This window comes from Streptomyces sp. JLYT201, assembly GCF_059448825.1.
In genome coordinates this window covers 8482578-8503718 of sequence record NZ_CM182551.1, presented here as the reverse complement: position 1 = coordinate 8503718, position 21141 = coordinate 8482578, and the positions used below count along the sequence as shown (strand labels likewise).

The following is a 21141-nucleotide window of genomic DNA, read 5'->3' as shown; positions in this document are numbered from 1 at the left end:
CGGGGCGGCCGACGCGCCTCAGCCGCGCCGGAAGACGGCGACCGTGCGGGCCGGTACGCGGAAGGTGCCCGTATCCCGCGCGTACGAGGCCGACTTGACCACCGCGTCCGCGCCGCGCGCCTGTACGGGGTGCAGGGCGTAGGGCGTGCCCGTGAGTCCGGTGAGGCGCTGCGTCTGCTCCTGCGGGGTCGCGTTGAAGACCACCACCAGGTCGCCGAGGCGCATGGTGATCACCCCGGGTGTCTCGTCCGCCGTGCCGGACAGCGGGAAGGCCAGCTCGGACTGGACCTGTTCGCTCGTCGCGAGGGAGAACACGGGCTCCGTGGCGCGCAGCCGCAGCAGGTCGCGGTAGGCGGCCGAGGCGCCGGTGATCTCCGCGCAGCCGGGTGTCAGGGCCCGGTCGGCGAGGAGCGGCTTCGCATGGGGCCACTTGTCCTTGTTGTCGGCGGCCTGGGGCAGGCCGCGGCCGAAGCCGTTGCCGTCGCGGCAGTCCCAGTGGATGGCGTTGAACCAGTCGCCGCTGTCGTAGGAGTTGCGGTCGAGGGACTTGGACCGCAGCAGGTCGCTGCCCGCCTGGGACAGCTCCGGGCCCTGCGCCAGGGTGGCCGTGGCCATCGCGAGGACCTGGGCGCGGGCCCGGGCTGCGGCGGGCGTGGACGGCGGGAGCTTGAAGGCGAGGGCGTCGTACAGCGTCTCGTTGTCGTGGGCGTCGGCGTAGGCGAGGGCGTCACCGGGAGCGGCCGCGTAGCCCGCGGGGGCGCCGTTGTAGTCGACGTCCGCGCCCTTGACCGGGCGGCCCGAGGAGTCGGTGAAGGAGTACGCCGCCAGATTGCCGGTGAGGCCGACCTTGATGAGGTCCTGGTAGTGCAGGAGGCGGGCCTTCTGCGCGGCGCGGTCGCCGCCCGCGGGCGAGGAGTTCGGGTCGGTGTACAGGCCGCTCGCGAAGCCCTGCACGCGCGGGTCCGCGTCGAAGGGACCGCCGCCGCGGACGGCGTCGCGGGCCCGGTCGGAGAACGTCGCGACGCCCGTGCCCGCCATGTTCTTCTGCGTGGCCTGCACGAAGCGGGCGTCGTCGGCGACCTCGCCGAAGTTCCAGCCCTCCCCGTACAGGATGACCTTCTTGCCGTCGACGCCGTCCTTCGCCGGTGTCAGGGCGTCCAGGGCCTTGCGGACGGCGAGGATGTTGGCCTTGGGGTGGTGGCCCATGAGGTCGAAGCGGAAGCCGTCGACCTTGTACGCGCGGGCCCAGGTGACGACGGAGTCGACGACGAGCTTGCCCATCATGGCGTTCTCGGGCGCGGTGTCGGCGCAGCACGTGGACGTGGCGACGGAGCCGTCGGCCAGCAGCCGCTGATAGTAGCCGGGCACGATCCTGTCGAGCACGGACCGGTCGGCCTGGCCGCTGGCCACGGTGTGGTTGTAGACCACGTCCAGCACCGTGCGCAGGCCCGCGCGGTTGAGGCCCTGGACCATCTCGCGGAACTCGACCGTGCGCCGGGTGCCGTCGGGGTCGCTCGCGTAGCTCCCCTCGGGCACCGTGTAGTGCAGCGGGTCGTAGCCCCAGTTGTAGGCGTCCTTGGCGGCGGTCCGCGCGACGCAGGCCTGCTGGGTCCCGGAGTCGGGCGCGGCGGCGGGCAGGTCGCAGCCGGGGGCCGCCTGGTCCCCGCGGCGCTCGGGGACGGTGCCGAAGTCGAAGACGGGCAGCAGATGCACGTACGACGTCCCGGCGCGGGCCAGCTTCCGCAGGTGCCGCATCCCGGCGGAGCGCGTGTCGGTGAACGCCCGGTACTGCCCGGGGTACTTGGCCGTGCGGTCGGCGACGGAGAAGTCCCGCACGTGCAGCTCCTGGACGCGCGCGGAGCGCAGCGGGACGGCGGCAGGCTTGCGCAAGGTCTTCCAGCCCGCGGGGGCGAGCTTCGGGTCGTTCAGGTCGACGGCCAGGGACTGCCGGGAGTCGGCGGTGAGGGCGGTCGCGTACGGGTCGGTGACCTTGTTCGTGACCACCGCGCGCACGCTGGGCGCCCAGACCTTCACGGCGTACCGGTAGGGCTTGCCCGTCCAGCTCTTCGGACCGGCGGCCGACCACACGCCGGAGGCCGCGTCGCGGCGCATCGGGACGCTGCGGCCGCCGATGTCGAGGCGGACGTCCTGGGCGGTGGGCGCCCACACGGCCAGCCGGGGGCGGCCGCCCCTGAAGACCGGGCCGAGGTCGGCCCCGGTGGCCGCGCGGCTGTAGAGGTCGTCGAGGACGCCCTGGATCTGTACGCCCGTCGCGGCGCGCGCGGTGCCGTCGGCGTCGCGCACGACGGCGGCGAGCTGCCCGGTGAGGGCCGTGCGCACGCGGCCCCGGTCACGCGGGTCGACGCGGAAGGCCGCGTAGTCCCTCAGGTGCGGGTACGCGGCCCGCTGGGCGGCGGTGAGGCCGCCGGGGACGCGGGCGAGGCGGATCCGTCGGGCCTCGCCGCGCACGTCGTCGCCGTCCGTGGTCAGGCCGCCGTCGCGGGCGTACCGGACCTCGGCGTCCCGGCCGACTGTGTCCCACGCGAGGGTAGAACGGTCTATCCACTGTGCCTTCGACGTCGTGAGGTCGAGGTCCGTCCCGCCGGGCGCCGCCGTCGCGCCGGAGGACGGGGGCACGGCGGCGGCGAGCAGGGCGAGGGCCACGGCCGCCGTCAGCGAGGAGCGGGAGGTCAGCACTTCCTCGCCCCCGTGTGCAGGGCGAGGGCGGTGTGCGGCGCGACGGCGGCCGTGAACCGGCCCGAGCCGTCGACGGTGACGGACCGGCCGCTCTGCACGTCGCAGTAGCCGCCCGCGGGCAGCGAGCTCTGGAAGGTGCGGTTCAGCTCCGCCCCTTCGTGGTTGACGACGACGTACGCCTTGTCGCCGCGGCCGAAGGCGATGGCGTCGTTGCCGTTGTCCCACCAGTGCGTCACGCCCGCGCCCCGGGCGGTGTTGCGGAGCTTGACCATGCTGCGGACCTCGGGCCAGGCGTGCTGGCACTTCCAGCCGTCGCGGTAACAGGCGCTCACCCGGCCGCCGTTCGGCGGACCCGCGTCGCGGTCGGTGAACTCGTAGCCGGAGTGCACGTCCGGCGATCCGTAGGGCCACGCGAGCATGAACACGTGCGCCAGGGTGTGGTCGGCGCCGTCCTTGTAGGTGAGCGTGTCGCCGCCGCGCTCGGTGTCGTGGTTGGCGACGAACACGGCCGCCTTGCCGGAGGGCAGGTAGGCCCAGCCCTCGCCGTAGTTCTTCAGGTAGGCGAGCTTCTCGTTCTGGAACACGCGCTTGAGGTCACGGGCGTAGCGGAACTCCTGGACGTCGCCGTTGCCCAGGTACTCGTCCGGCGCGACGGCCTCGCCCGCGCCGTGGATGGCCTCCTGCTTCCAGTACGCGTTCGGGTCGCTCAGCCGCGCCTTGATGTCCTTCAGGTCGGCGGCGGCCATGTGCTTGGCCGCGTCCACGCGGAAGCCGTCGACGCCCAGGGAGAGCAGGTCGTTCAGGTACGCGGCGATGCGGCCGCGCACGTGCTCCTCGCCGGTGTCCAGGTCGGCGAGGCCGACGAGCTCGCACTCCTGGACGTTGAAGCGGTCCTGGTAGTTGGTGATCTGCGCGGTGCAGTTGTCGAAGTCGGGGCGCGAGTAGACGCCCGGGTAGTCGTACTTCGTGTACGACGAGCCGCCGGTGCCGGTGCCGTTCCCCGCCGCCATGTGGTTGATGACGGTGTCCACGACGACCTTGACGCCAGCGCCGTGACAGGTGTCGACCATCTTCTTGAAGGCGGCGCGGTCGCCGAGGCGCCCGCCGATCCGGTAGCTGACGGGCTGGTAGGAGGTCCACCACTGCGGGCCCTGGATGTGCTCCTGCGGCGGCGACACCTGGACGAAGCCGTAGCCGTCGGGGCCCAGGCGGCCGGTGCACTCCCTGGCGACCGCATCGAACTTCCACTCGAAGAGCACCGCGGTGACGTCCTTGCCGCCGGGCGGGGCGGCCTGCGCCTGCGGGGCGGCGCTCGCGACGCCGCCGAGGGCCGCGAGGAGCGCCAGGGTCGCGGTGCGTGGCCGTCCGCGGCGCGCGCCGCTGCTCGGGGATGTCACGGGGCCTCCTGGGGGGGGTTGAAGGTTGTTGCAGAAAACTTGCAACACCGTTTGCGCCGTGACCGTACGGCGCTCAACAACCCCGGTCAACCCTTCGGACACACTCCCGTCACCGGGCGGAAACAGCTCAGGCGCGGGGCGCGGCCGCCGTGGAGCCGCGCACGACCAGCTCGGGCTGAAAGACGAACTCCGTGCGCTGCACGGGGTTTCCCTCGATCTCCTCCAGGAGGGCGCCGACGGCCGCCGACGCCATCGCCTGCACCGGCTGGCGCACCGTGGTCAGCGGCGGATCCGTGAAGGCGATGAGCGGCGAGTCGTCGAAGCCGACCACCGACACGTCACCGGGCACCGCGAGGCCGCGCTGACGGGCGGCCCGCACCGCGCCGAGCGCCATCATGTCGCTGCCGCACACCACCGCCGTGCAGCCCGCGTCCAGGAGCGCGCTGGCCGCCGCGTGGCCGCCCTCGACGGTGAACAGGGTGTTCCGCACGAGCAGTTCGGCCTCCCCCTGCGCCAGGCCGAAGTGCTCGTGCAGGGCCGCGGTGAAGCCCTCCGCCTTGCGGCGCGAGGGCACGTAGCGGCTCGGGCCGATGGCGAGGCCGACGCGCTCGTGGCCCAGCTCCGCCAGATGGCGCACGGCCATCCGTACGGCGGCCCGGTCGTCGGGCGAGACGAAGGAGACGGGGACGTGCGGGTTGTAGCCGTTGATGAGCACGAACGGCACGCCCCGGCCCGCCAGTTCCAGATAGCGCCCCGGGTCGGCCGTGGTGTCGGCGTGCAGCCCGGACAGGAAGACGATGCCGCTGACGCCCCGCGCCTCCAGCTGCTCGACCAGCTCGTCCTCGGTGGCCCCGCCCGGCAGCTGGGTGCAGAGCATGGGGGTGTAGCCGTGCCCGGCGAGGACCTGCTCGACGACCTGCGCGAACGCCGGGAAGATCGGGTTGGTCAGCTCGGGGATGACCAGGCCCACCAGGCCCGCGCTGCGCCGCTTGAGGCGCACCGGGCGCTCGTAGCCGAGCACGTCGAGGGCGGCGAGCACCCGCCGCCGGGTCGCCGCGGCGACGCCCGCCTTGCCGTTGAGCACGCGGCTCGCCGTGGCCTCGCTGACCTCGGCCTGCGCGGCGATGTCCGCGAGCCGCGGGGCGCCGCGGTCCACGTCCCGTGGACCCCGGTCGGCGCCCCGCGGCGGCGACGTCGTCACACCGCCCACCAGACGGTGGTGTCGGCGGGCAGCTCGACCACGTCGTCGGCCGCCGCTTCCACGTCCGCGCTGGCCAGGAGCGCCCGGCCGGGCGCGGGCAGGCGTACGGCGGTGCCCGTGGTGTTGGCGGTGCACACGAACCCCTCGCGGCGGAAGGCGAGCACGCCCGCGGGCGCGTCCAGCCACTGGAGGGCGTCGCCCGCGCCGAGTTCGGGACGGGCGCGGCGCACCCGCAGGGCCTCGCGGTACAGCTCCAGGGTCGACGCCGGGTCGCCGGTCTGCGCCTGGACGCTCAGCTCGCCCCAGCCCGCGGGCTGCGGCAGCCAGCTGCCGCCCGCGCCGAAGCCGTACGACGAGCCGTCCTTGGTCCACGGCAGGGGCACCCGGCAGCCGTCGCGGAAGCCGTCCTGGCCCTGGGCGCGGTGGAACGACGGGTCCTGGCGCGCCTCGTCGGGCAGGTCGGTGACGTCGGGCAGGCCGAGCTCCTCGCCCTGGTAGAGGTAGGCGGAGCCGGGCAGGGCCAGCATCAGGAGGGTGGCGGCACGGGCCCGGCGCAGGCCGAGCGCGCGGTCGCCGGGGGTGCGCAGCTGGGTGCCGAGGCCCGGCGGATTGGCGAACCGCGTGGCGTGCCGGGTGACGTCGTGGTTGGACAGGACCCAGGTGGCCGGGGCGCCGACGGGCCGCATCGCGGCGAGCGAGGAGTCGATGACCGCCCGCAGCTCGACGGCGTCCCAATGGGTGCCCAGGTACTGGAAGTTGAAGGCCTGGTGCATCTCGTCGGGCCGCACGTACAGGGCGGTGCGCTCGACGGTGGGGGTCCAGGCCTCGGCGACCAGGACCTTGTCGTCCGCGTACTCGGCGAGGACCTGCCGCCAGCTGCGGTAGATCGCGTGGACGCCGTCCTGGTCGAAGAACGGCATGCTGTCGTTGCCGAGGAGCTTGAGCTGGTCGTGGTGGCCGATGTCGGGCAGGCCCGCGGCCTTGACCAGGCCGTGGGCGACGTCGACGCGGAAGCCGTCGACGCCCTTGTCGAGCCAGAAGCGCAGGATGGAGCGGAACTCGTCGCGGACGGCCGGGTGCTCCCAGTTGAAGTCGGGCTGCTCGGGGGCGAACAGGTGGAGGTACCACGCGCCGTCCTCGGTGCGGGTCCAGGCGGGCCCGCCGAAGATGGACTCCCAGTCGTTGGGCGGCAGTTCGCCGTCGGCGCCCTTGCCCTCCCGGAAGTGGTAGCGGTCCCTGAGCGGGGAGCCGGGCCCCTCCGCGAGGGCGCGCCGGAACCAGTCGTGCCGGTCGGAGGAGTGGTTCGGCACCAGGTCGACGATGACGCGCAGCTCCAGGTCGTGCGCCTCGCGGATCAGGGCGTCGGCGTCGTCCAGGGTGCCGAACATGGGGTCGACGGCCCGGTAGTCGGCGACGTCGTAGCCCGCGTCGGCCTGCGGCGAGGCGTAGAACGGGCTGAGCCAGACGGCGTCGACACCGAGGTCCTTCAGATACGGCAGGCGGCCGCGGACGCCCCTGAGGTCGCCCATGCCGTCGCCGTCGGCGTCGGCGAAGCTGCGCGGATAGACCTGGTAGATCACCGCTTCGCGCCACCAGTCCGTACGCGTACCGGAGGTGTGGTCGGCGGCGGGGGCAGCGAGATGCTCGGTCATGTCTTCCCTGAGGAGTGGTGGCGGGTGCTGGGGTGTCAGGACTTCGTCGCGCCGGCCGTGAGCCCGGAGACGAGGTGCCGCTGGACGAGGCCGAAGATCACCGCGGCGGGCACGGCCACGATCACGGCGGCGGCCGTCAGCGAACCCCAGTCGCTGGTGTACTGGTTGACGAAGGTCTGCAGGCCGCCCGCGAGGGTGAGGTTCTCCTCGCCCGTCATGAACGCGGAGGCGTAGGCGACCTCGGCCCACCCCGTGATGAAGCTGTAGAAGCCGGTGACGGCCAGGCCGGGCTTGGCGAGCGGCAGGATCAGCCGCCAGAAGGTGCCGAACGGGTTGAGCCCGTCGACGCGTCCCGCCTCGTCGATCTCCACCGGGATGGTGTCGAAGTACCCCTTCATCATCCAGGCGCTGAACGGCACCGCGATGGTCAGGTACGTGAGGACCAGGCCCATGGGCTGGTTGAGCAGCTCCAGGCGCGCGAGCAGGTTGTACAGCGGCACGATGAGCACCGCGACCGGGAACATCTGGGTGATGAGCAGCAGCCACATCAGGGGCCGCATGCCGGGGAACTTGAACCGGCTGACCGCGTACCCGGTGGTCGCGGCGATGAACACGCCGATGACCGTGGTCAGGCCGACGACGAACAGCGAGTTGCCGACCCAGTCCAGGAACTTGGTCTCGTTCAGGACGTGGTCGTAGTTGCCGAAGGTGAAGTCCTTGACCAGGGCGGTCGAGAACGCCTCGCTCTCCGGTTTGAACGAGGTGACGAGCAGCCACAGCGGCGGGAGCACCGCGATGGCGCTGGCGATCAGCAGGGTGACGTGCAGGGCGACGGAGGCGAGCGGTCCGCGTTCGCCGCGCGGCCGCGGCTTGTTGTTGCTCATGGTCACCACACCTCTCCTTGCTTGCGGAGCGCGCGGCGGTAGACCACCGCGAAGAGCGAGAGGAGCAGCAGGATGAGCACGCCCCAGGCCGCGGACCCGGCGAAGTCGCGCGGGCTGACGACGAACGACAGGCGGTAGGCGTACGTCACCAGGATCTCGGTGGCGTCCCCCGGTCCGCCCCGGGTGAGCAGGAAGATCACCGGGAACATGTTGAAGGTCCAGATGGCGCTGATGAGGACCACGGTGGTGGCGACGGACCGCAGGCCGGGCAGGGTGATGTGGCGGAAGCGCTGCCAGGCGCTCGCGCCGTCCATCTCGGCGGCCTCGTACAGCTCGCCGGGGATGGACTGGAGTCCGCCGAGCATGGCGACGAGCATGAACGGCACGCCGAGCCAGACGTTCACGGCGATCACCGAGAGCTTCGCCCAGGTGGGGTCGTTCAGCCAGGGGACCGCGTCGAGACCGCCGCCCTTGAGGATCGCGTTGAGCAGGCCCTTCTTCTCGTTGAAGAGCAGCCGCCAGGTGAAGACGGAGACGAAGGCCGGCACCGCCCAGGGCAGGATCAGCGCCATCCGGTAGAAGGAGCGGCCCTTGAGCTTGCGGTTGAGCATGTTCGCGAGGACCAGGCCGATCGCGAACGACAGGGCGACGCAGGACACCGTCCACACCACGGTCCAGGTCAGCCGGTCCCAGAAGACGCCGTCGTCCAGGATCGCCTTGTAGTTGTCCAGGCCGACGGACTCGTAGGTCGCCGGGATGTGGTTGACGCCGATGGTGCGCTCGACGTTCGCCTCGTTGGCGTTCGTCGTCGACAGGTAGATGCCGCGCACCAGGGGGTAGCCGACGATGACGCCGATGACGATCACCACGGGGGCGACCATGGCCCAGGCGTACCAGTACGTGCTCAGCGCCCTGCGCAGGCGTCCGGGGCTCTTCCCCGCGCGGGGGCCCCGGCCGCGGACGCGCCGGGCGTCCGCGGCCGGGGCGGCCCGGGGGCCGCTCTCAACAGCCATCGCTACTTGTAGTCCTTGAGGAGCTTGCGGTAGGCGTCGCCGATGCCCTTGGCGCCGTCTTCGGGCGAGGTCTTGCCGCTGAGCACCTTCTGCATCTGCAGGCGGATCGGCTCGAACAGCGAGTTGGCCTCGGGGATCCAGGGGCGCTGGACGGACTTGTCGACGGCGGGCTTGAAGAACTGCACCATCTGGTTGTCCTTGACGGACTTGACGTCGTACACGGAGGTGCGCGTCGGCAGCAGGCTGAGCTTCTCGGTGGTCTGCTGCTGCACCTTCGCGGAGCTCATGTACTTGATGAACTCGTAGGAGGCGTCCAGGTTCTTGGAGCCCGCGTAGGCGGCGAGGTTCCAGCCGCCCTGCGGCGAGGCCTGGCGCGCGCTGCCGCCGGGCACGGGGGCGACGCCGAGGTTGGTCTTGTCGCCCTTGAACTGCTTGCCCTGGAGGGCGCCCTCGATGGACCAGGGGCCGTCGAGGGCCATGGCGACGTCGCCGTCCTTGAAGGCGTTGAGCTGGTTGTTGTAGCCGTCGCTGGCGTCGGTCACGGCGGCCTTGGAGTCGACCAGGTCCTTCATGACCTCGAAGGCCTTGGCGCCCTCGGCGTCGTCGACGGTGATCTCCTTCTTCTTGGTGTCCAGGAGGTCACCGCCCTCGCCGTACAGGTAGGGCAGGTAGAAGTACGGGTCGTCGCCGCGCAGGTAGAGACCGGTCTTGCCGGACTTCGACTTGATCTTCTTGGCGGCGGACTTCACGTCGTCGAAGGTCTTGGGGACCTCGACGCCCGCGGCCTTGAGCATCTTCTTGTTGTAGAAGAGCGCGAGGGTGTCGATGGTCTGCGGGGCCGCGTAGGTCTTGCCCTTGAACTTGGTGCTCGCGGCGGCCTGCGGCAGGTAGTCCTCGGGCTTGTCGAGCGCGGCGGTGCCCTCCAGCGGGGCCAGGTAGCCGAGGTTGGCGAAGTCGGCGACCCAGGCGACCTCGGTGCGCATCACGTCGGGGGCGCCGGAGTTGCCGCCCGCGGCGTTCTTGAACTTGGCGTTGGCCTCGCCGAACGGGACGTTCACGTAGTTGACCTCGACGCCCGGGTGCAGGTCCTCGAAGCCCTTGGCGAGCTTCTCGTACGTGGCCTTCTCGGCGTCGTTCGAGGTGTCCCAGAACGTGACGGTGCCGGACAGCTTGCCGCCGCTCTTCTTCCCGCCGTCGCCGTCGTCGCCGCCGCACGCCGCCGCTGTCATCGTCAGGGCGGCGACCACCGCGGTGGCCGCTATGCCACGCCGCATGTGAACTCCTTCAACTGGACCCGGAATGACCCGGGGTGATCCCGGGGGTGACCCGGAACGAGGGGAGGCGAAAGGGGAGCCTCCTGCTGGCCGCACTCGACGCGGCGCCGGGTTGGCAGGAACGTAACAGGCTTGAAAACGCACCGAAAGACCTTGCGGGGAATTTCTGCAAGAGATGACGATCGTTACCGCCGCGTGTCCTGCGGGTTGCGGTCCGGGCACGGAGGCACGCCAGTGCCTCCTGCGGCTTCTCCACTTGGCGCGCTTGCAGTGGTTTCTGTGGCTTCCGCAAGCTTGCGCAAGCTGTGGGCAAGGAGCGCCCCTGCGGGTACAGTCCCGTGCATGACCGCGCGGCTCGTCGACATCGCAGCTCAGGCGGGGGTCAGCGAAGCCACCGTCAGCCGTGTGCTCAACGGCAAGCCCGGCGTCGCCACGGCCACCCGCGAAGCCGTCCTCGCCGCCCTCGACGTGCTCGGCTACGAACGGCCCGTACGGCTGCGCCGCCGCGGCAGCGCGGGCCTGGTCGGCCTGATCACGCCCGAGCTCGACAACCCGATCTTCCCCGCGCTCGCCCAGGTCATCGGGCAGGCCCTGACCCGCCAGGGCTACACACCGGTGCTCGCCACCCAGACCCCGGGCGGCTCCACGGAGGACGAGCTGACCGAGATGCTGGTGGACCGCGGCGTCGCCGGGATCATCTTCGTCTCCGGGCTGCACGCCGACACCACCGCGGACACGCGGCGGTACGCGGCGCTGGCCGCCAAGGGCGTCCCGCACGTCCTGGTCAACGGCTTCTCCCCCGAGGTCGACGCGCCCTTCGTGTCGACGGACGACCGGGCGGCGGCGCAGCTCGCCGTGCGGCACCTGGCCTCGCTCGGCCACACCCGCGTCGGCCTCGCGGTCGGCCCCCGGCGGTTCGTGCCCGTGGTCCGCAAGATCGAAGGCTTCCGCCTCGGCACGCACGAGCGCTTCGGCCTCACCGCCGAGCAGTCCGACGCCCTCGTCGAGCACTCCCTCTACACCCTGGAGGGCGGTCAGGCCGCGGCGGCCGCGCTGATCGCGCGCGGCTGCACGGGCATCGTCTGCGCCAGCGACATGATGGCGCTCGGCGCGATCCGCGCCGCCCGGCAGCAGGGCCTCGACGTGCCCCGCGACATCTCGGTGGTCGGCTTCGACGACTCCCCGCTCATCGCCTTCACCGACCCGCCGCTGACCACGGTCCGCCAGCCCGTGCAGGCCATGGGCCAAGCGGCGGTGCGCACCCTCCTGGAGGAGGTCGGCGGCACGCCCGCGCCGCACAGCGAGTTCGTCTTCATGCCGGAGCTCGTGGTGCGCGGCTCCACGGCGTCGGGGCGCGACCGGTCCTGACCTGCGGGGCCGGGGCGGACCTCGGACGCCCCGCGCTCACGGCCGGGCACCGACCGCGCGCTGGTCCGGCGGCGGCCCGGCAAGACGGCGGCCCGCCGCCCCGTACACCTTCGTGACCGGCAGCCGGACCACCAGGCGGCGTTCGGCGACCATCACCGAGCGGAAGCGCTCCCAGTCGGGGTGCTCGCCCTGGAAGCCCCGGAAGACCAGGGTGAGTTCGTCGGCCACCGCGTCGTGCGGGTCCGTGGTGACGGGCGTCAGCTCGGCCGTGCCCTCGGCGACCATGTACGCGTAGCCGTTGGGGCTGGTCACGAAGAAGCTCGCGCGCGGATCGCGGCGCAGGTTGCGCGTCTTGGCGCGGTCGTAGGTGACCATGAGGCGGATGAGCCGCGCCTCGGGGTCGTAGGCGTAGCCGACGTTCGACAGCTGGGGGCGGCCGTCGCGCTTGAGGGTCACGAGCGTGCCGATGCGCCCGCGCCCGAGCAGCTCGTACAGGGCGTCGTCGCCGGTTGTCGCCAAGTGCTCTGCCATGCGGCGAGCGTAGGGCAGCGGGCCGCTGTCCAGGGGACGCGGAGCGGTGCCCTCGCCGCCCGCGGGGGAGGTGGACGGGGCGAGGGCACCGCAGCCCGGGGGCTCACGTGGTGGCGAGGGCCTCGGTGGGCGGGAGCCGGGCGGCGCGCACCGCGGGATAGAACCCGGCGAGGCCGCCGATGAGGAGGGTCGCGCCGACGCCGCCTGCCATGGCCCACACCGGCACCACCGACGGCCAGCCCTGGTAGGCGGCGTACCCGGAGGTGACGGCGATGCCGAGGAGGACGCCGCCGAGACCGCCGAGGGCGGACAGGAGCAGGGCCTCGCAGAGGAACTGCGTACGGACCTGGCCGCGGGTCGCGCCCAGGGAGCGGCGCAGGCCGATCTCGGAGCGGCGCTCCAGGACGGAGATGACCATGGTGTTGGCGACGCCGACGCCGCCGACGAGCAGCGCGACCGCGCCGAGGCCGAGCAGCAGCCCGCTGAGCGCGTCGTCGGTGGCCTGCTTGGCCTCCAGGGCGTCGGAGGGCCGGGAGACGTTGGTCTCGCTGGGGTTCTCCGGGTTGGCGGTGGCGCCGAGGAGGGCCTGCACGTCGGTGACGGCCGCGTCCTCGGCCCGGGTGTAGACGGTGGTCGGATGCCCGTCGAAGTCCAGCTCCCGCTCGGCGACCGGCCAGCCGACGAGCGCTGCGGAGTCCAGGTCGGGCACCAGCTCATTGGGAGCGAGCAGGCCGACGACGGTGAACCACTGCCCCCCGAGCCACACCTTGGTGTCGGATCCGGCCCGGAAGACGCCGAGCTGTTCGGCGGCCTTGGGGCCGAGGACCACCGCCGGGTAGCGTGCGTTGGCGGCGTTCAGCCAGCGCCCGTCGACGAGCTTCGCGCCCGCGGTGCCCGGCAGGTCCGCGCGGGCCGCGTACACGGTGAGGCCGCCCGTCTCCTCCTTGGGGACGCGGTCGTTGCGGAAGACCTTGGCGTCGGTCTTGCCCACGGCCGAGACCGAGGCGACGCCGTCGATGTTCCCGATCATCCCCACGGCCTCGTCGGGCAGATGGGCGGCGCCGCCCGCGAAGGACTGGCCCGGCGAGACCGTGAGCAGATTGGTGCCGAGCGCGGCCAGGCGGCGGTCGAGGTCCTCGGTGCTCGACGTGGAGATGCCGACGACGCTGACCATGGCGGCGATGCCGATGGCGATGCCGAGCGCGGAGAGGAACACCCTGAGCGGCCGCGAGCGCAGGCCGGAGCCGCCGACCCGCAGCACGTCGGCGGGGCGGAGCCGGGCGGGCCGGGGGCGGGGCGGCGCCGGGTGCGGCTCCTGGGGAGCGGGCCGCCGTTCCTGCGCGGCCCCGGTGACGGCGTGCGTCGTGCTCATCGCGGGGCCCCCTCACGCGGGGACGCACCGGCCAGGACCGGTGCGGCCGGTGCGCGGTCCGGCGCCGCCCCGGCGGCCGAGTCGTGCTCGATGCGGCCGTCCTTGATGCGCACCTCGCGCGGCAGGGAGCCCGCGATGTCCCGGTCGTGGGTGATGACGACGACCGTGGTCCCGGCCCGGTGCAGCTCGTGCAGCAGGCCGATGACCACCGCGCCGGAGCGGGAGTCGAGCGCGCCGGTGGGCTCGTCGGCGAGCAGCAGCGGCGGGTCGCCGAGCACCGCGCGAGCGAGCGCCACGCGTTGTTTCTCGCCGCCGGAGAGCTGGTGCGGCTCGTGGTGGAGGCGGTGGCCGAGCCCGACCCGGCGCAGCGCGCGCTCGGCGAGCCGGCGCCGCTCGGCGCGGGAGCGGCCGCCGTAGAGCAGGCCGTCGGCGACGGAGTCCAGGACGGGCACGCCGGGGGCGAGGTGGAACTGCTGGAAGACGAAGCCGATCGCCTGGGCGCGGAGCGCGGACAGCTCCCGGTCGCTGAGCCGGTCCACGGCGTGCCCGTCGACGCGGACGGTGCCGGTGGTGGGGCGGTCGAGGGTGCCCATGATGTTGAGCATCGTGGACTTGCCGGAGCCGGACGGGCCGACGACGGCGAGCAGTTCGCCGCGCCGGACCACCAGGTCGGCCCCGGTGAGGGCGCGGACGTCCCCGTACGTCTTGGAGACCCCGGTCAGTTCGAGCACCGGGCGGCCGTGCGCGCTCACTTCGGCACCCCCACGACCGTGCCCGCGGTGAGGCCCTTGCCGGAGACCTCCACCATGCTGTCGGCGAACATGCCGGGCTTGACCGGTACCCGCCGCACGTCGCCGCCGGGCTCCACGACGTCCACGGCGTAGCCGCCGCCCCGCTGGGCCACGAGGGCGTTCACGGGCACGACGAGGACGTTCTTGCGGGTCTCCGCCTTCAGGGAGACGTCGACGGACGCGGCCTGGTAGCGGCCGAGGCCGCGCTGTGCGGGGACCTTCAACTCGACGGGCAGCGTGGCCTTGTCGTCGCCGGAGCCGCCGCCCGAACCGCCGCCGTCGCCACCGCCGCCGTCCCGCGCGGTGGTGGGGGTGCCGACGTCGGTGACCTCGGCCCGGACGGTCGAGTCGTCGGGCAGCGTGACGGTGGCCTTGGTGCCCTTGCGCACCAGGTCCTCGAACTGCGCGTCCAGGTCGACGGTGACGGCCCGTTCGGTGCCGGTCCAGCTCAGGACGGTGCCGCCGAGGGGCGCGCCGGGCGCGGCCCGGACGTCGGCGACGCGGCGCGCCCCGGGGGCGACCACGGCGTCCGCGGGCTGCACGGCGCCGGTCTCCTCGCGGCCCAGGTCGTCCTGCCAGTCGCGGACGGCCGCCGCGGTGCCGGAGGTGTACGTGTCGTCGACCGTGAAGCCGGTGTAGCCGAGCGCGGCCAGGTTGCGCTCCAGGATGCGGACGTCCGCGCCCTCGCTGCCGGTGTTCAGGGTCCGGTAGAAGGGGATCGAGCCGTACAGGAGCGGCACTTCGCGCTCGGCGACGCGGTACACGGTGTCGCCGCGCTTGAGGACGTCGCCGTCCTCGGGCACCCAGGTGACGACGCCGCCGCTGCCCCGCCCTCCCGCCGGGGCCGCCACGGCTGTCGTGTCGCCGTAGCCCAGGTTGCCGTTCACGGTCTCGGTGCGGGTCAGGGTGGTGCGCTGCACCTTGGTGGTCCGCGGGGGCGCGTCGGGCGCGGCCGTGTCGGAGCCGTCGCCGTCGCCGCCGAGGACGCCGGTGGCGGCGGCCCCCGCGCCGCCGACGACGGCGACCGCGACGGCCACGAGCACGGCGGTGCGCAGCGGGCGGCGGCGCCTGCGGTGGCTCGCGGGCGCGCCGGGGCCGCCGTCGTCATCGCCGCCGCCGTCGCCGTCGTCCCGCTCGGCGAGGCCGTCCGGCTCGGTGGTGGCCGCTTCCGGGGCGGTGGCCCCCTCGGGCGCCGGGGCGTCGAGGTCCCGGGCGGCGCGGGGCGCCACGTCCTTGGTGCCGGGCGGGGTCACCTCGCCGGGCTTGCGCAGTTCCAGGGCGCGGGCCGGGCCGGGGGCCGCCGGAGCCGCGGCGGTGTCGGGGGCGTCGGCCTCCGTGTCGGGGAGGTCGGCCTCCGGGGCACGGGCGTCGGCCTCCGTGGCGCGGGCATCGAGCTCCGTGGCGCGGGCATCGGCCTGCGTGCCGTGGGCATCGAGCTCCGGGGCACGGGCATCGGCCTGCGTGCCGTGGGCATCGAGCTCCGTGGCACGGGCGTCGAGCTCCCTGCCGTGGGCCCGCTCGCGGGTCTCGTCGGGTGCGGTCACTGGCCGCCGCCCGTGCCGGTGAGGCCGCCGCCGGGCCACTTGTCCTGGCAGGCCACCCGGGCCTTCTGGAACGCGTCGCCCCCGGGGTTGATGCCGCTGGACGCGAAGTCGATGCTCATCGAGCCGCCGTTGATCTCGGGGTCGGGCAGGTTGGGCAGCCCGTTCTTGCGCATGCACTTGGCCCAGGCGGCGACCTTGCCCGAGTCCAGCGGCTCACCGCCGCCGCCCCCGCCGCCCCCGCCGAGTTCACCCTGGGGCATCTTGTCCCGGCAGGCCTCCATGGCCTTCTGGAACTCCGCCGAGTTGGGGTCGACGCCCTGGCCCGGCGTGAGCTGGAGGCCGCCGCTGCCGCCCTGTTGCGGGTCGGGGAACTTGGCCACGCCGTTCTCGCGCATGCACTTGGAGAAGGCGAGGGCCCGGTCGAAGGGGCTGGTGGGCGAGGGGTCGGGGGTGGCGGAGCCCTTCGCCTCGTCCGACGAGGGGCCGCCGTCGTCGGAGCAGCCCGCGAGCAGGGCCCCGGCGAGCAGCGCCGCGACCGCGAGCACGGTGGAGCGGGTCCGCCCGTGGAGTGTGGACGTGCCGGTTCGTTTGCGTGTGGTGGACATGCGGACCAGGTGTACGCGGGCGCCGGTCACACGGCGGGCACAACCACCCGCGCGCATACAGACTCGGGCGCACGAGAGCCGTACCGACGGCCGGGGTCGCGCCGGAGCCGCGCCGGGGCCGCGGTGGAGCCGTCCTAGGGCACCGCCCGTTCGTCCCCCAGCTCCCCCACCCCGGCGATGCCCCGCTCCAGGAGGTCCACCAGGGTGTGTCTGCTCTTGCCGCGTGCCTCCGGTGCCAGGCCGCCGTTCGGCTCTGCGAGGTCGGAGAGGGCGGCGAGCACGGCGGCCAGCTCCTCCTGGAGGCGGGTGAGGACACCGGCGACCGCCGCCGCGTTGGACTCCACGATGTCGCCCCACAGCCGGGAGTCGCCGCGCGCGATGCGGGTGACGTCGCGCAGGCCCTGGCCCGCGAGCCGGGCCGCCGCCGGGCCCTCGCTCAGCCGCGCCGCCATCAGGCTCGCGAGGAGGTGCGGCGCGTGCGAGGTGAGGGCGACCGCGTCGTCGTGCGCGCGGGCCCGCATCACGCGCGGCACCGCCCCGCACAGCGTGATCAGGCCGAGTGCCCGGTCGAAGGCGGGCTTGGTGGTGAGCCGGGTCGGGGTGAGCACCCAGGGGCGGCCGTGGAAGAGCTCCGCCCGGGCGGCGAGCGGCCCCGAGCGCTCCCGGCCCGCCATGGGGTGCCCGCCGACGTACGCGGCGGGGTCGGGGGCGCTGTCCAGGATCTCGCGCTGCGGGCGGACCTTGACGCTCGCCACGTCCGTGTAGCTGAGGGCGAGGCCGCGCGCCTGCTCGCGGGCCAGGACGGGGGCGATCTGGCTGGGCGGTACGGCGAGGACCGCCAGGTCCACGGGGTGCGGCGGCGGTCCGGGACGGCCCGCGCCGAGGACGGCGGCGGTGCGGACGGCTGACTCGTCGCGGTCCGCGAGGTAGACGCGCACGCCCCGCCCGCTGGCGGCGAGCGCCACGGACGTGCCGATGAGGCCGGTGCCGACGACGGCGAGCGTACGGATCCTCACGGGGTGCCTCCGGCGTCCGCGGGGTCCGCCCCGGCGAGGCGTTCGTCGACGAGCGCGGCGAGCCGGTCCAGGCCCTGCTCGATCCGTTCGGGCGTGAGCGTGCTGATGGAGAGCCGCAGTTGGCGGTGGCCCGCGGTGGAGCCGTAGAAGTGGTGCATGGGGGTGAAGAGCACTCCGTGGCGGCGGGCCGCGTGGGCGAGCAGGGCGTCGTCGACGGTGAAGGGCACGGTGACGACGATGAAGAAGCCGCCCGTGGGTGTGTTCCAGCTGACGCCCGCGCGGTCTCCCAGGCGCCGGTCGAGGCCGTCGAGCACCTGCTGGAGGTTCTGCCGGTAGACCTCCGTCTCCCGGCGGTTGGCGGCGGCCATGCTGCAGCCGTGGGTGAGCAGCTTGCCGCCGATGACCGCCTGGACGATCGGCGGGGTGTTGACGGTCAGCATGCTCTTGATCTTGGAGAGTTCGTCGGCGAGCAGGGTGCCGGCGCCGCCCGCCCCGGTCACCCGCTGGTCCGCGACCGCGTAGCCCACGCGGGCGCCGGGCATGCCGGTCTTGGCGAACGAGCCCAGGTAGACGACGCGTTGCCGCGTGTCGAGGGCCTTCAGGGTGGGCGGCCGCTCGGCGGCGCTGTTCAGGACTCCGTACGCGTTGTCCTCCAGGAGCAGCAGGTCCTCGGCCGCGGCGAGGTCGAGGAGCCGCCGCCGCTCGGCGACCGGCATGCTGACGCCCACGGGGTTGGCGAAGTCGGGCGTGACGTAGCAGGCGCGCACGCGCCGGCCCGCGGCGCGCGCCCGGTGCAGCTGGTCCGCCAGGTCGTCGAGGTCGATGCCCCGCTCCCCCGTGCGCACGGGAAGCACCGGCAGGTCGGCGAGGAGCGCGGCGCCGGTCAGGCCGACGTAGGTGGGGCTGGGCGCGAGGAGCGCGTCCCGGTCACCGGCGCGCAGGACGCGCAGGACCAGGAACATCGCCTCCTGGCAGCCGACGGTGACGACGACCGACTCCGGGTCGGCGTCGATGCCCTCGTCCACGGCGAGGCTGCGCGCGACCAGGCCGGCGATGATGCCCTTGGTGTCGCCGTACTGGAAGAGGGCGCGGGCCACGGCGGCCTCGCTCATGCCGAGGTCGCCGCGCAGGTGCGCGCAGAACGCCCGCAGGTACTCGTGGATCAGCGCCACGTCGTAGAAGCCCTCGTAGGGGCGGCCCGCCGCGAAGGAGATCGCGTCCGGGTACGTGCCCGCGATCTCGTTCAGCAGGTTCATGGATTCCATCGACGTATCGCCGAGCGAGGCGTGCAGGGTGGCCGCGTCCAACTCGGCGCGGACGATTTCCGATTCCAGGATTTCCATCACCTGAGTCCTTAAACGACGACGGTGCGGTCAACAGGGCGGAGCGGTGCGCGGCCCGCTTTCTGCCCGTATCACTTTGACAGGTGCGGCAATCCGGCGGACGACCGTACGATCGGGGCCGCATCAGAAGTATTCGGCCTCGCCGCCCGGCGGTAAAGACACACCACGAAAAAGGAAGTGCGAGGAGCGTCATGACGGATTTACCCGCACAGGCCACGGCAAGTGACCTCCCCGGGGTCTCGGATCTGGCCGTCGACCACGTCGAGTTGTACGTCGAGGACCTGGACGCCGCGGTGCGCGACTGGGTCGACCGCTACGCCTTCACGGTCGTCGGCACCGGAGGCGGCCCCGACCACCGCGGCGTCGCCCTGCGCCAGGGCCGCACGACGCTCGTCCTGACGTCGGCGACGTCCGGGCGGCACCCCGCGTCCGCGTACGTCAGCACGCACGGCGACGGCGTCGCGGACATCGCGCTGCGCACCGCCGACGTGTCCGCCGCGTTCGCCCGGGCGGTGGCGGGCGGGGCGCGTCCGGTGCGCAGGCCCACGCGGCACCCGGGCGGGGGGCCGCTGCTCACGGCCGCCGTCAGCGGCTTCGGCGACGTGACGCACACGCTGGTGGAGCGGACGCCCGGCGCGGGCCCCGGCCTCCCGCCCGGGTTCGTGCCGGTGCCCGGGGCCGGCGACGGGCGCGCCGACGGGGCCGGGCTCGTGGAGGTCGACCACATCGCGGTGTGCCTGGAGGCGGGCGACCTGGAGGCGACGGCGCTGTTCTACCGGCGTGCCCTCGGGTTCCGGGAGGTCTTCCAGGAGCGCATCGTCGTCGGCGCCCAGGCGATGGAGTCCAAGGTGGTGCAGAGCGCGGTCACCGGAGCGGTCACGCTGACGCTCATCGAGCCCGACCCGCGGGCGCAGCCGGGGCAGATCGACGAGTTCCTCAAGAGCCACCACGGGCCGGGCGTGCAGCACCTGGCGTTCTCCAGCGCCGACGCCGTCCGCTCGGTGCGCGCGCTCTGCGGGCGCGGCGTGACGTTCCTCAAGACCCCGGGCACGTACTACGACCTGCTCGGCGAGCGGATCGGCCTGCGGACGCACGCCCTCGACGAGCTGCGCTCCACGCACCTGCTCGTGGACGAGGACCACGGGGGCCAGCTCTTCCAGATCTTCACCGCGTCCGCGCACCCGCGCGGCACCCTCTTCTACGAGGTCATCGAGCGCCAGGGCGCGCGGACCTTCGGCAGCGCCAACATCAAGGCGCTGTACGAGGCCGTGGAGCTGGAGCGGACAGGGCGCCGTGCCGAAGGCTGACGACACGGGAGCGGACGCGTCGAGCGGCGCGGCGGCCGGTTACGACCCGCGGGACGCGTACGACCTCGACGACATGGAGCGGGCCGCCGCGGCCGTGCTGCCGCGCGGCGTCCGGGACTTCGTCGCGGGCGGCAGCGGCCGCGAGCGGTCGCTCGCGGCCAACCGGGAGGCGTTCGACCGCCTCTACGTCACGCCCCGGGTGCTGCGGGACGTCTCGGCGTGCACGACGGACACGACGCTGCTCGGGCGTCCGGCGCGGCTTCCCGTGGCCGTCGCGCCGGTCGCCTACCAGCGGCTGCTGCACCCCGAGGGGGAGCTGGCCGCCGCGCGGGCGGCCGCGGCTGCGGGCGTGCCGTTCACGGTCGCGACCCTCAGCAGCGTGCCCGTGGAGGAGGTCACGGCGGTCGGCGGCACCGTGTGGTTCCAGCTGTACTGGCTGCGGGAGCCGGGGCGCACCCTCGATCTCGCGCGCCGGGCCCGGGACGCGGGCTGCGCGGCGCTGATGCTCACCGTGGACGTGCCGTGGATGGGGCGCAGGGCGCGGGACGCCCGGGGCGGCTTCGCGCTGCCCGGGCACGTGCGCGCCGTGCACCTGGACGCGGGGGCCCGCTCGGCGGCGCACCGGGCGCCGGGGCGCGGCTCGGCGGTGGCCGCGCACACGGCCGCCGCGTTCTCTGCGGCCCTGACGTGGTCGGACGTGGCCGAACTGCGGTCCTCGACGCACCTTCCGCTGATCCTCAAGGGCGTGCTCGCCCCGGCCGACGCGGCGCGCGCGGTGGAGCTCGGCGTGGACGCGGTGGTGGTGTCCAACCACGGCGGGCGCCAGCTCGACGGCGCGCTGCCCGGCGTCGCGGCGCTGCCCGGCGTGGCCGCGGCCGTCGCGGCGGCGGGCGGCGGCTGCGAGGTGCTGCTCGACGGCGGGGTCCGCGGCGGCGTGGACGTGGTCAAGGCCCTCGCCCTGGGCGCCGCCGGGGTCCTGGTGGGCAGGCCGCCCCTGTGGGGGCTCGCGGCGGCCGGGGAGGCCGGGGTCGGGCGGGTCCTGGAGCTGCTGGCGGCCGAGCTCGGCGACGCCCTCGGCCTCGCGGGCTGCGCGGGGGTGGACGCGGCCCGGGAACTGGACGTCACGCGGCTGCCCTGAGCCGCCGC

General features: G+C 73.8%; 16 protein-coding genes and 1 pseudogene. 3 read left to right on the top strand and 14 right to left on the bottom strand.

Annotated elements, in window-relative coordinates; all coding sequences use genetic code 11:
• Nucleotides 1–18: 18 nt before the first annotated feature.
• The 7 genes and pseudogenes from pulA to AC5WAM_RS36170 all read right to left on the bottom strand — a co-directional run bounded on the left by pulA (nt 19) and on the right by AC5WAM_RS36170 (nt 10118).
• On the bottom strand, nt 19–2697 hold the full coding sequence (pulA, locus tag AC5WAM_RS36200) for a pullulanase-type alpha-1,6-glucosidase (RefSeq protein ID WP_495520103.1): 2679 nt from the start codon (nt 2695–2697) through the stop codon (nt 19–21).
• Nucleotides 2694–4094 (bottom strand): annotated as a pseudogene (locus tag AC5WAM_RS36195) (alpha-amylase); the annotation flags it as partial. The gene pulA and the pseudogene AC5WAM_RS36195, both read right to left, overlap by 4 nt.
• Before the next feature lie 127 nt (nt 4095–4221).
• Entirely contained in the window at nt 4222–5304 is a 1083-nt protein-coding gene (locus tag AC5WAM_RS36190) for a LacI family DNA-binding transcriptional regulator (protein WP_495520102.1), read from the bottom strand.
• Nucleotides 5292–6947 carry a glycoside hydrolase family 13 protein gene (locus tag AC5WAM_RS36185; protein WP_495520101.1) on the bottom strand — a complete coding sequence of 552 codons (1656 nt, stop codon included), beginning with the start codon at nt 6945–6947 and terminating at the stop codon, nt 5292–5294. Before AC5WAM_RS36185 ends, AC5WAM_RS36190 begins: the two co-directional genes overlap by 13 nt.
• Before the next feature lie 35 nt (nt 6948–6982).
• Nucleotides 6983–7831, bottom strand: a complete 849-nt coding sequence (locus AC5WAM_RS36180; RefSeq protein WP_495520100.1) for a sugar ABC transporter permease — start codon at nt 7829–7831, stop codon at nt 6983–6985.
• 2 nt (nt 7832–7833) lie between these two features.
• Nucleotides 7834–8844 carry a carbohydrate ABC transporter permease gene (locus AC5WAM_RS36175; RefSeq protein WP_495520099.1) on the bottom strand — a complete coding sequence of 337 codons (1011 nt, stop codon included), beginning with the start codon at nt 8842–8844 and terminating at the stop codon, nt 7834–7836.
• Between the two features lie 2 nt (nt 8845–8846).
• Nucleotides 8847–10118 (bottom strand): extracellular solute-binding protein, encoded by a 1272-nt coding sequence (locus AC5WAM_RS36170; RefSeq protein ID WP_495520098.1) that lies wholly within the window; start codon nt 10116–10118, stop codon nt 8847–8849.
• Between the two features lie 342 nt (nt 10119–10460).
• Here AC5WAM_RS36170 and AC5WAM_RS36165 point away from each other — a divergent pair, with 342 nt between their 5' ends.
• Complete coding sequence (locus AC5WAM_RS36165; protein WP_495520097.1) at nt 10461–11486, top strand: LacI family DNA-binding transcriptional regulator; 1026 nt, start codon at nt 10461–10463, stop codon at nt 11484–11486.
• Between the two features lie 36 nt (nt 11487–11522).
• Here AC5WAM_RS36165 and AC5WAM_RS36160 read toward each other — a convergent pair whose 3' ends face one another.
• The 7 genes from AC5WAM_RS36160 to AC5WAM_RS36130 form a co-directional block, all read right to left on the bottom strand.
• Nucleotides 11523–12017, bottom strand: a complete 495-nt coding sequence (locus AC5WAM_RS36160) for a PPOX class F420-dependent oxidoreductase (RefSeq protein WP_495520096.1) — start codon at nt 12015–12017, stop codon at nt 11523–11525.
• 103 nt (nt 12018–12120) lie between these two features.
• Nucleotides 12121–13389, bottom strand: coding sequence for an ABC transporter permease (locus tag AC5WAM_RS36155; RefSeq protein ID WP_495520095.1), 1269 nt, complete (start codon nt 13387–13389; stop codon nt 12121–12123).
• Nucleotides 13386–14141, bottom strand: coding sequence for an ABC transporter ATP-binding protein (locus AC5WAM_RS36150; RefSeq protein WP_495520094.1), 756 nt, complete (start codon nt 14139–14141; stop codon nt 13386–13388). The genes AC5WAM_RS36155 and AC5WAM_RS36150 overlap by 4 nt, the downstream gene beginning before the upstream one ends.
• Nucleotides 14138–15724 (bottom strand): peptidoglycan-binding protein, encoded by a 1587-nt coding sequence (locus tag AC5WAM_RS36145; RefSeq protein ID WP_495520093.1) that lies wholly within the window; start codon nt 15722–15724, stop codon nt 14138–14140. Before AC5WAM_RS36145 ends, AC5WAM_RS36150 begins: the two co-directional genes overlap by 4 nt.
• Complete coding sequence (locus AC5WAM_RS36140; RefSeq protein WP_366794077.1) at nt 15721–16329, bottom strand: hypothetical protein; 609 nt, start codon at nt 16327–16329, stop codon at nt 15721–15723. Before AC5WAM_RS36140 ends, AC5WAM_RS36145 begins: the two co-directional genes overlap by 4 nt.
• A gap of 134 nt (nt 16330–16463) precedes the next feature.
• Complete coding sequence (locus tag AC5WAM_RS36135) at nt 16464–17345, bottom strand: prephenate dehydrogenase (protein ID WP_366794076.1); 882 nt, start codon at nt 17343–17345, stop codon at nt 16464–16466.
• The gene (locus tag AC5WAM_RS36130) at nt 17342–18688 is read right to left on the bottom strand and encodes an aminotransferase-like domain-containing protein (protein ID WP_495520092.1); all 1347 of its coding nucleotides are present in this window, start codon (nt 18686–18688) and stop codon (nt 17342–17344) included. The genes AC5WAM_RS36135 and AC5WAM_RS36130 overlap by 4 nt, the downstream gene beginning before the upstream one ends.
• 191 nt (nt 18689–18879) lie before the next feature.
• On the opposite strand from AC5WAM_RS36130, the gene hppD reads away from it, so the two are divergent.
• Nucleotides 18880–19995: a 4-hydroxyphenylpyruvate dioxygenase gene (gene hppD / locus AC5WAM_RS36125; protein ID WP_495520091.1), complete on the top strand. Its 1116-nt coding sequence runs from the start codon at nt 18880–18882 to the stop codon at nt 19993–19995.
• 73 nt (nt 19996–20068) lie between these two features.
• Nucleotides 20069–21133: an alpha-hydroxy acid oxidase gene (locus AC5WAM_RS36120; protein ID WP_495523719.1), complete on the top strand. Its 1065-nt coding sequence runs from the start codon at nt 20069–20071 to the stop codon at nt 21131–21133.
• Nucleotides 21134–21141: the final 8 nt, after the last annotated feature.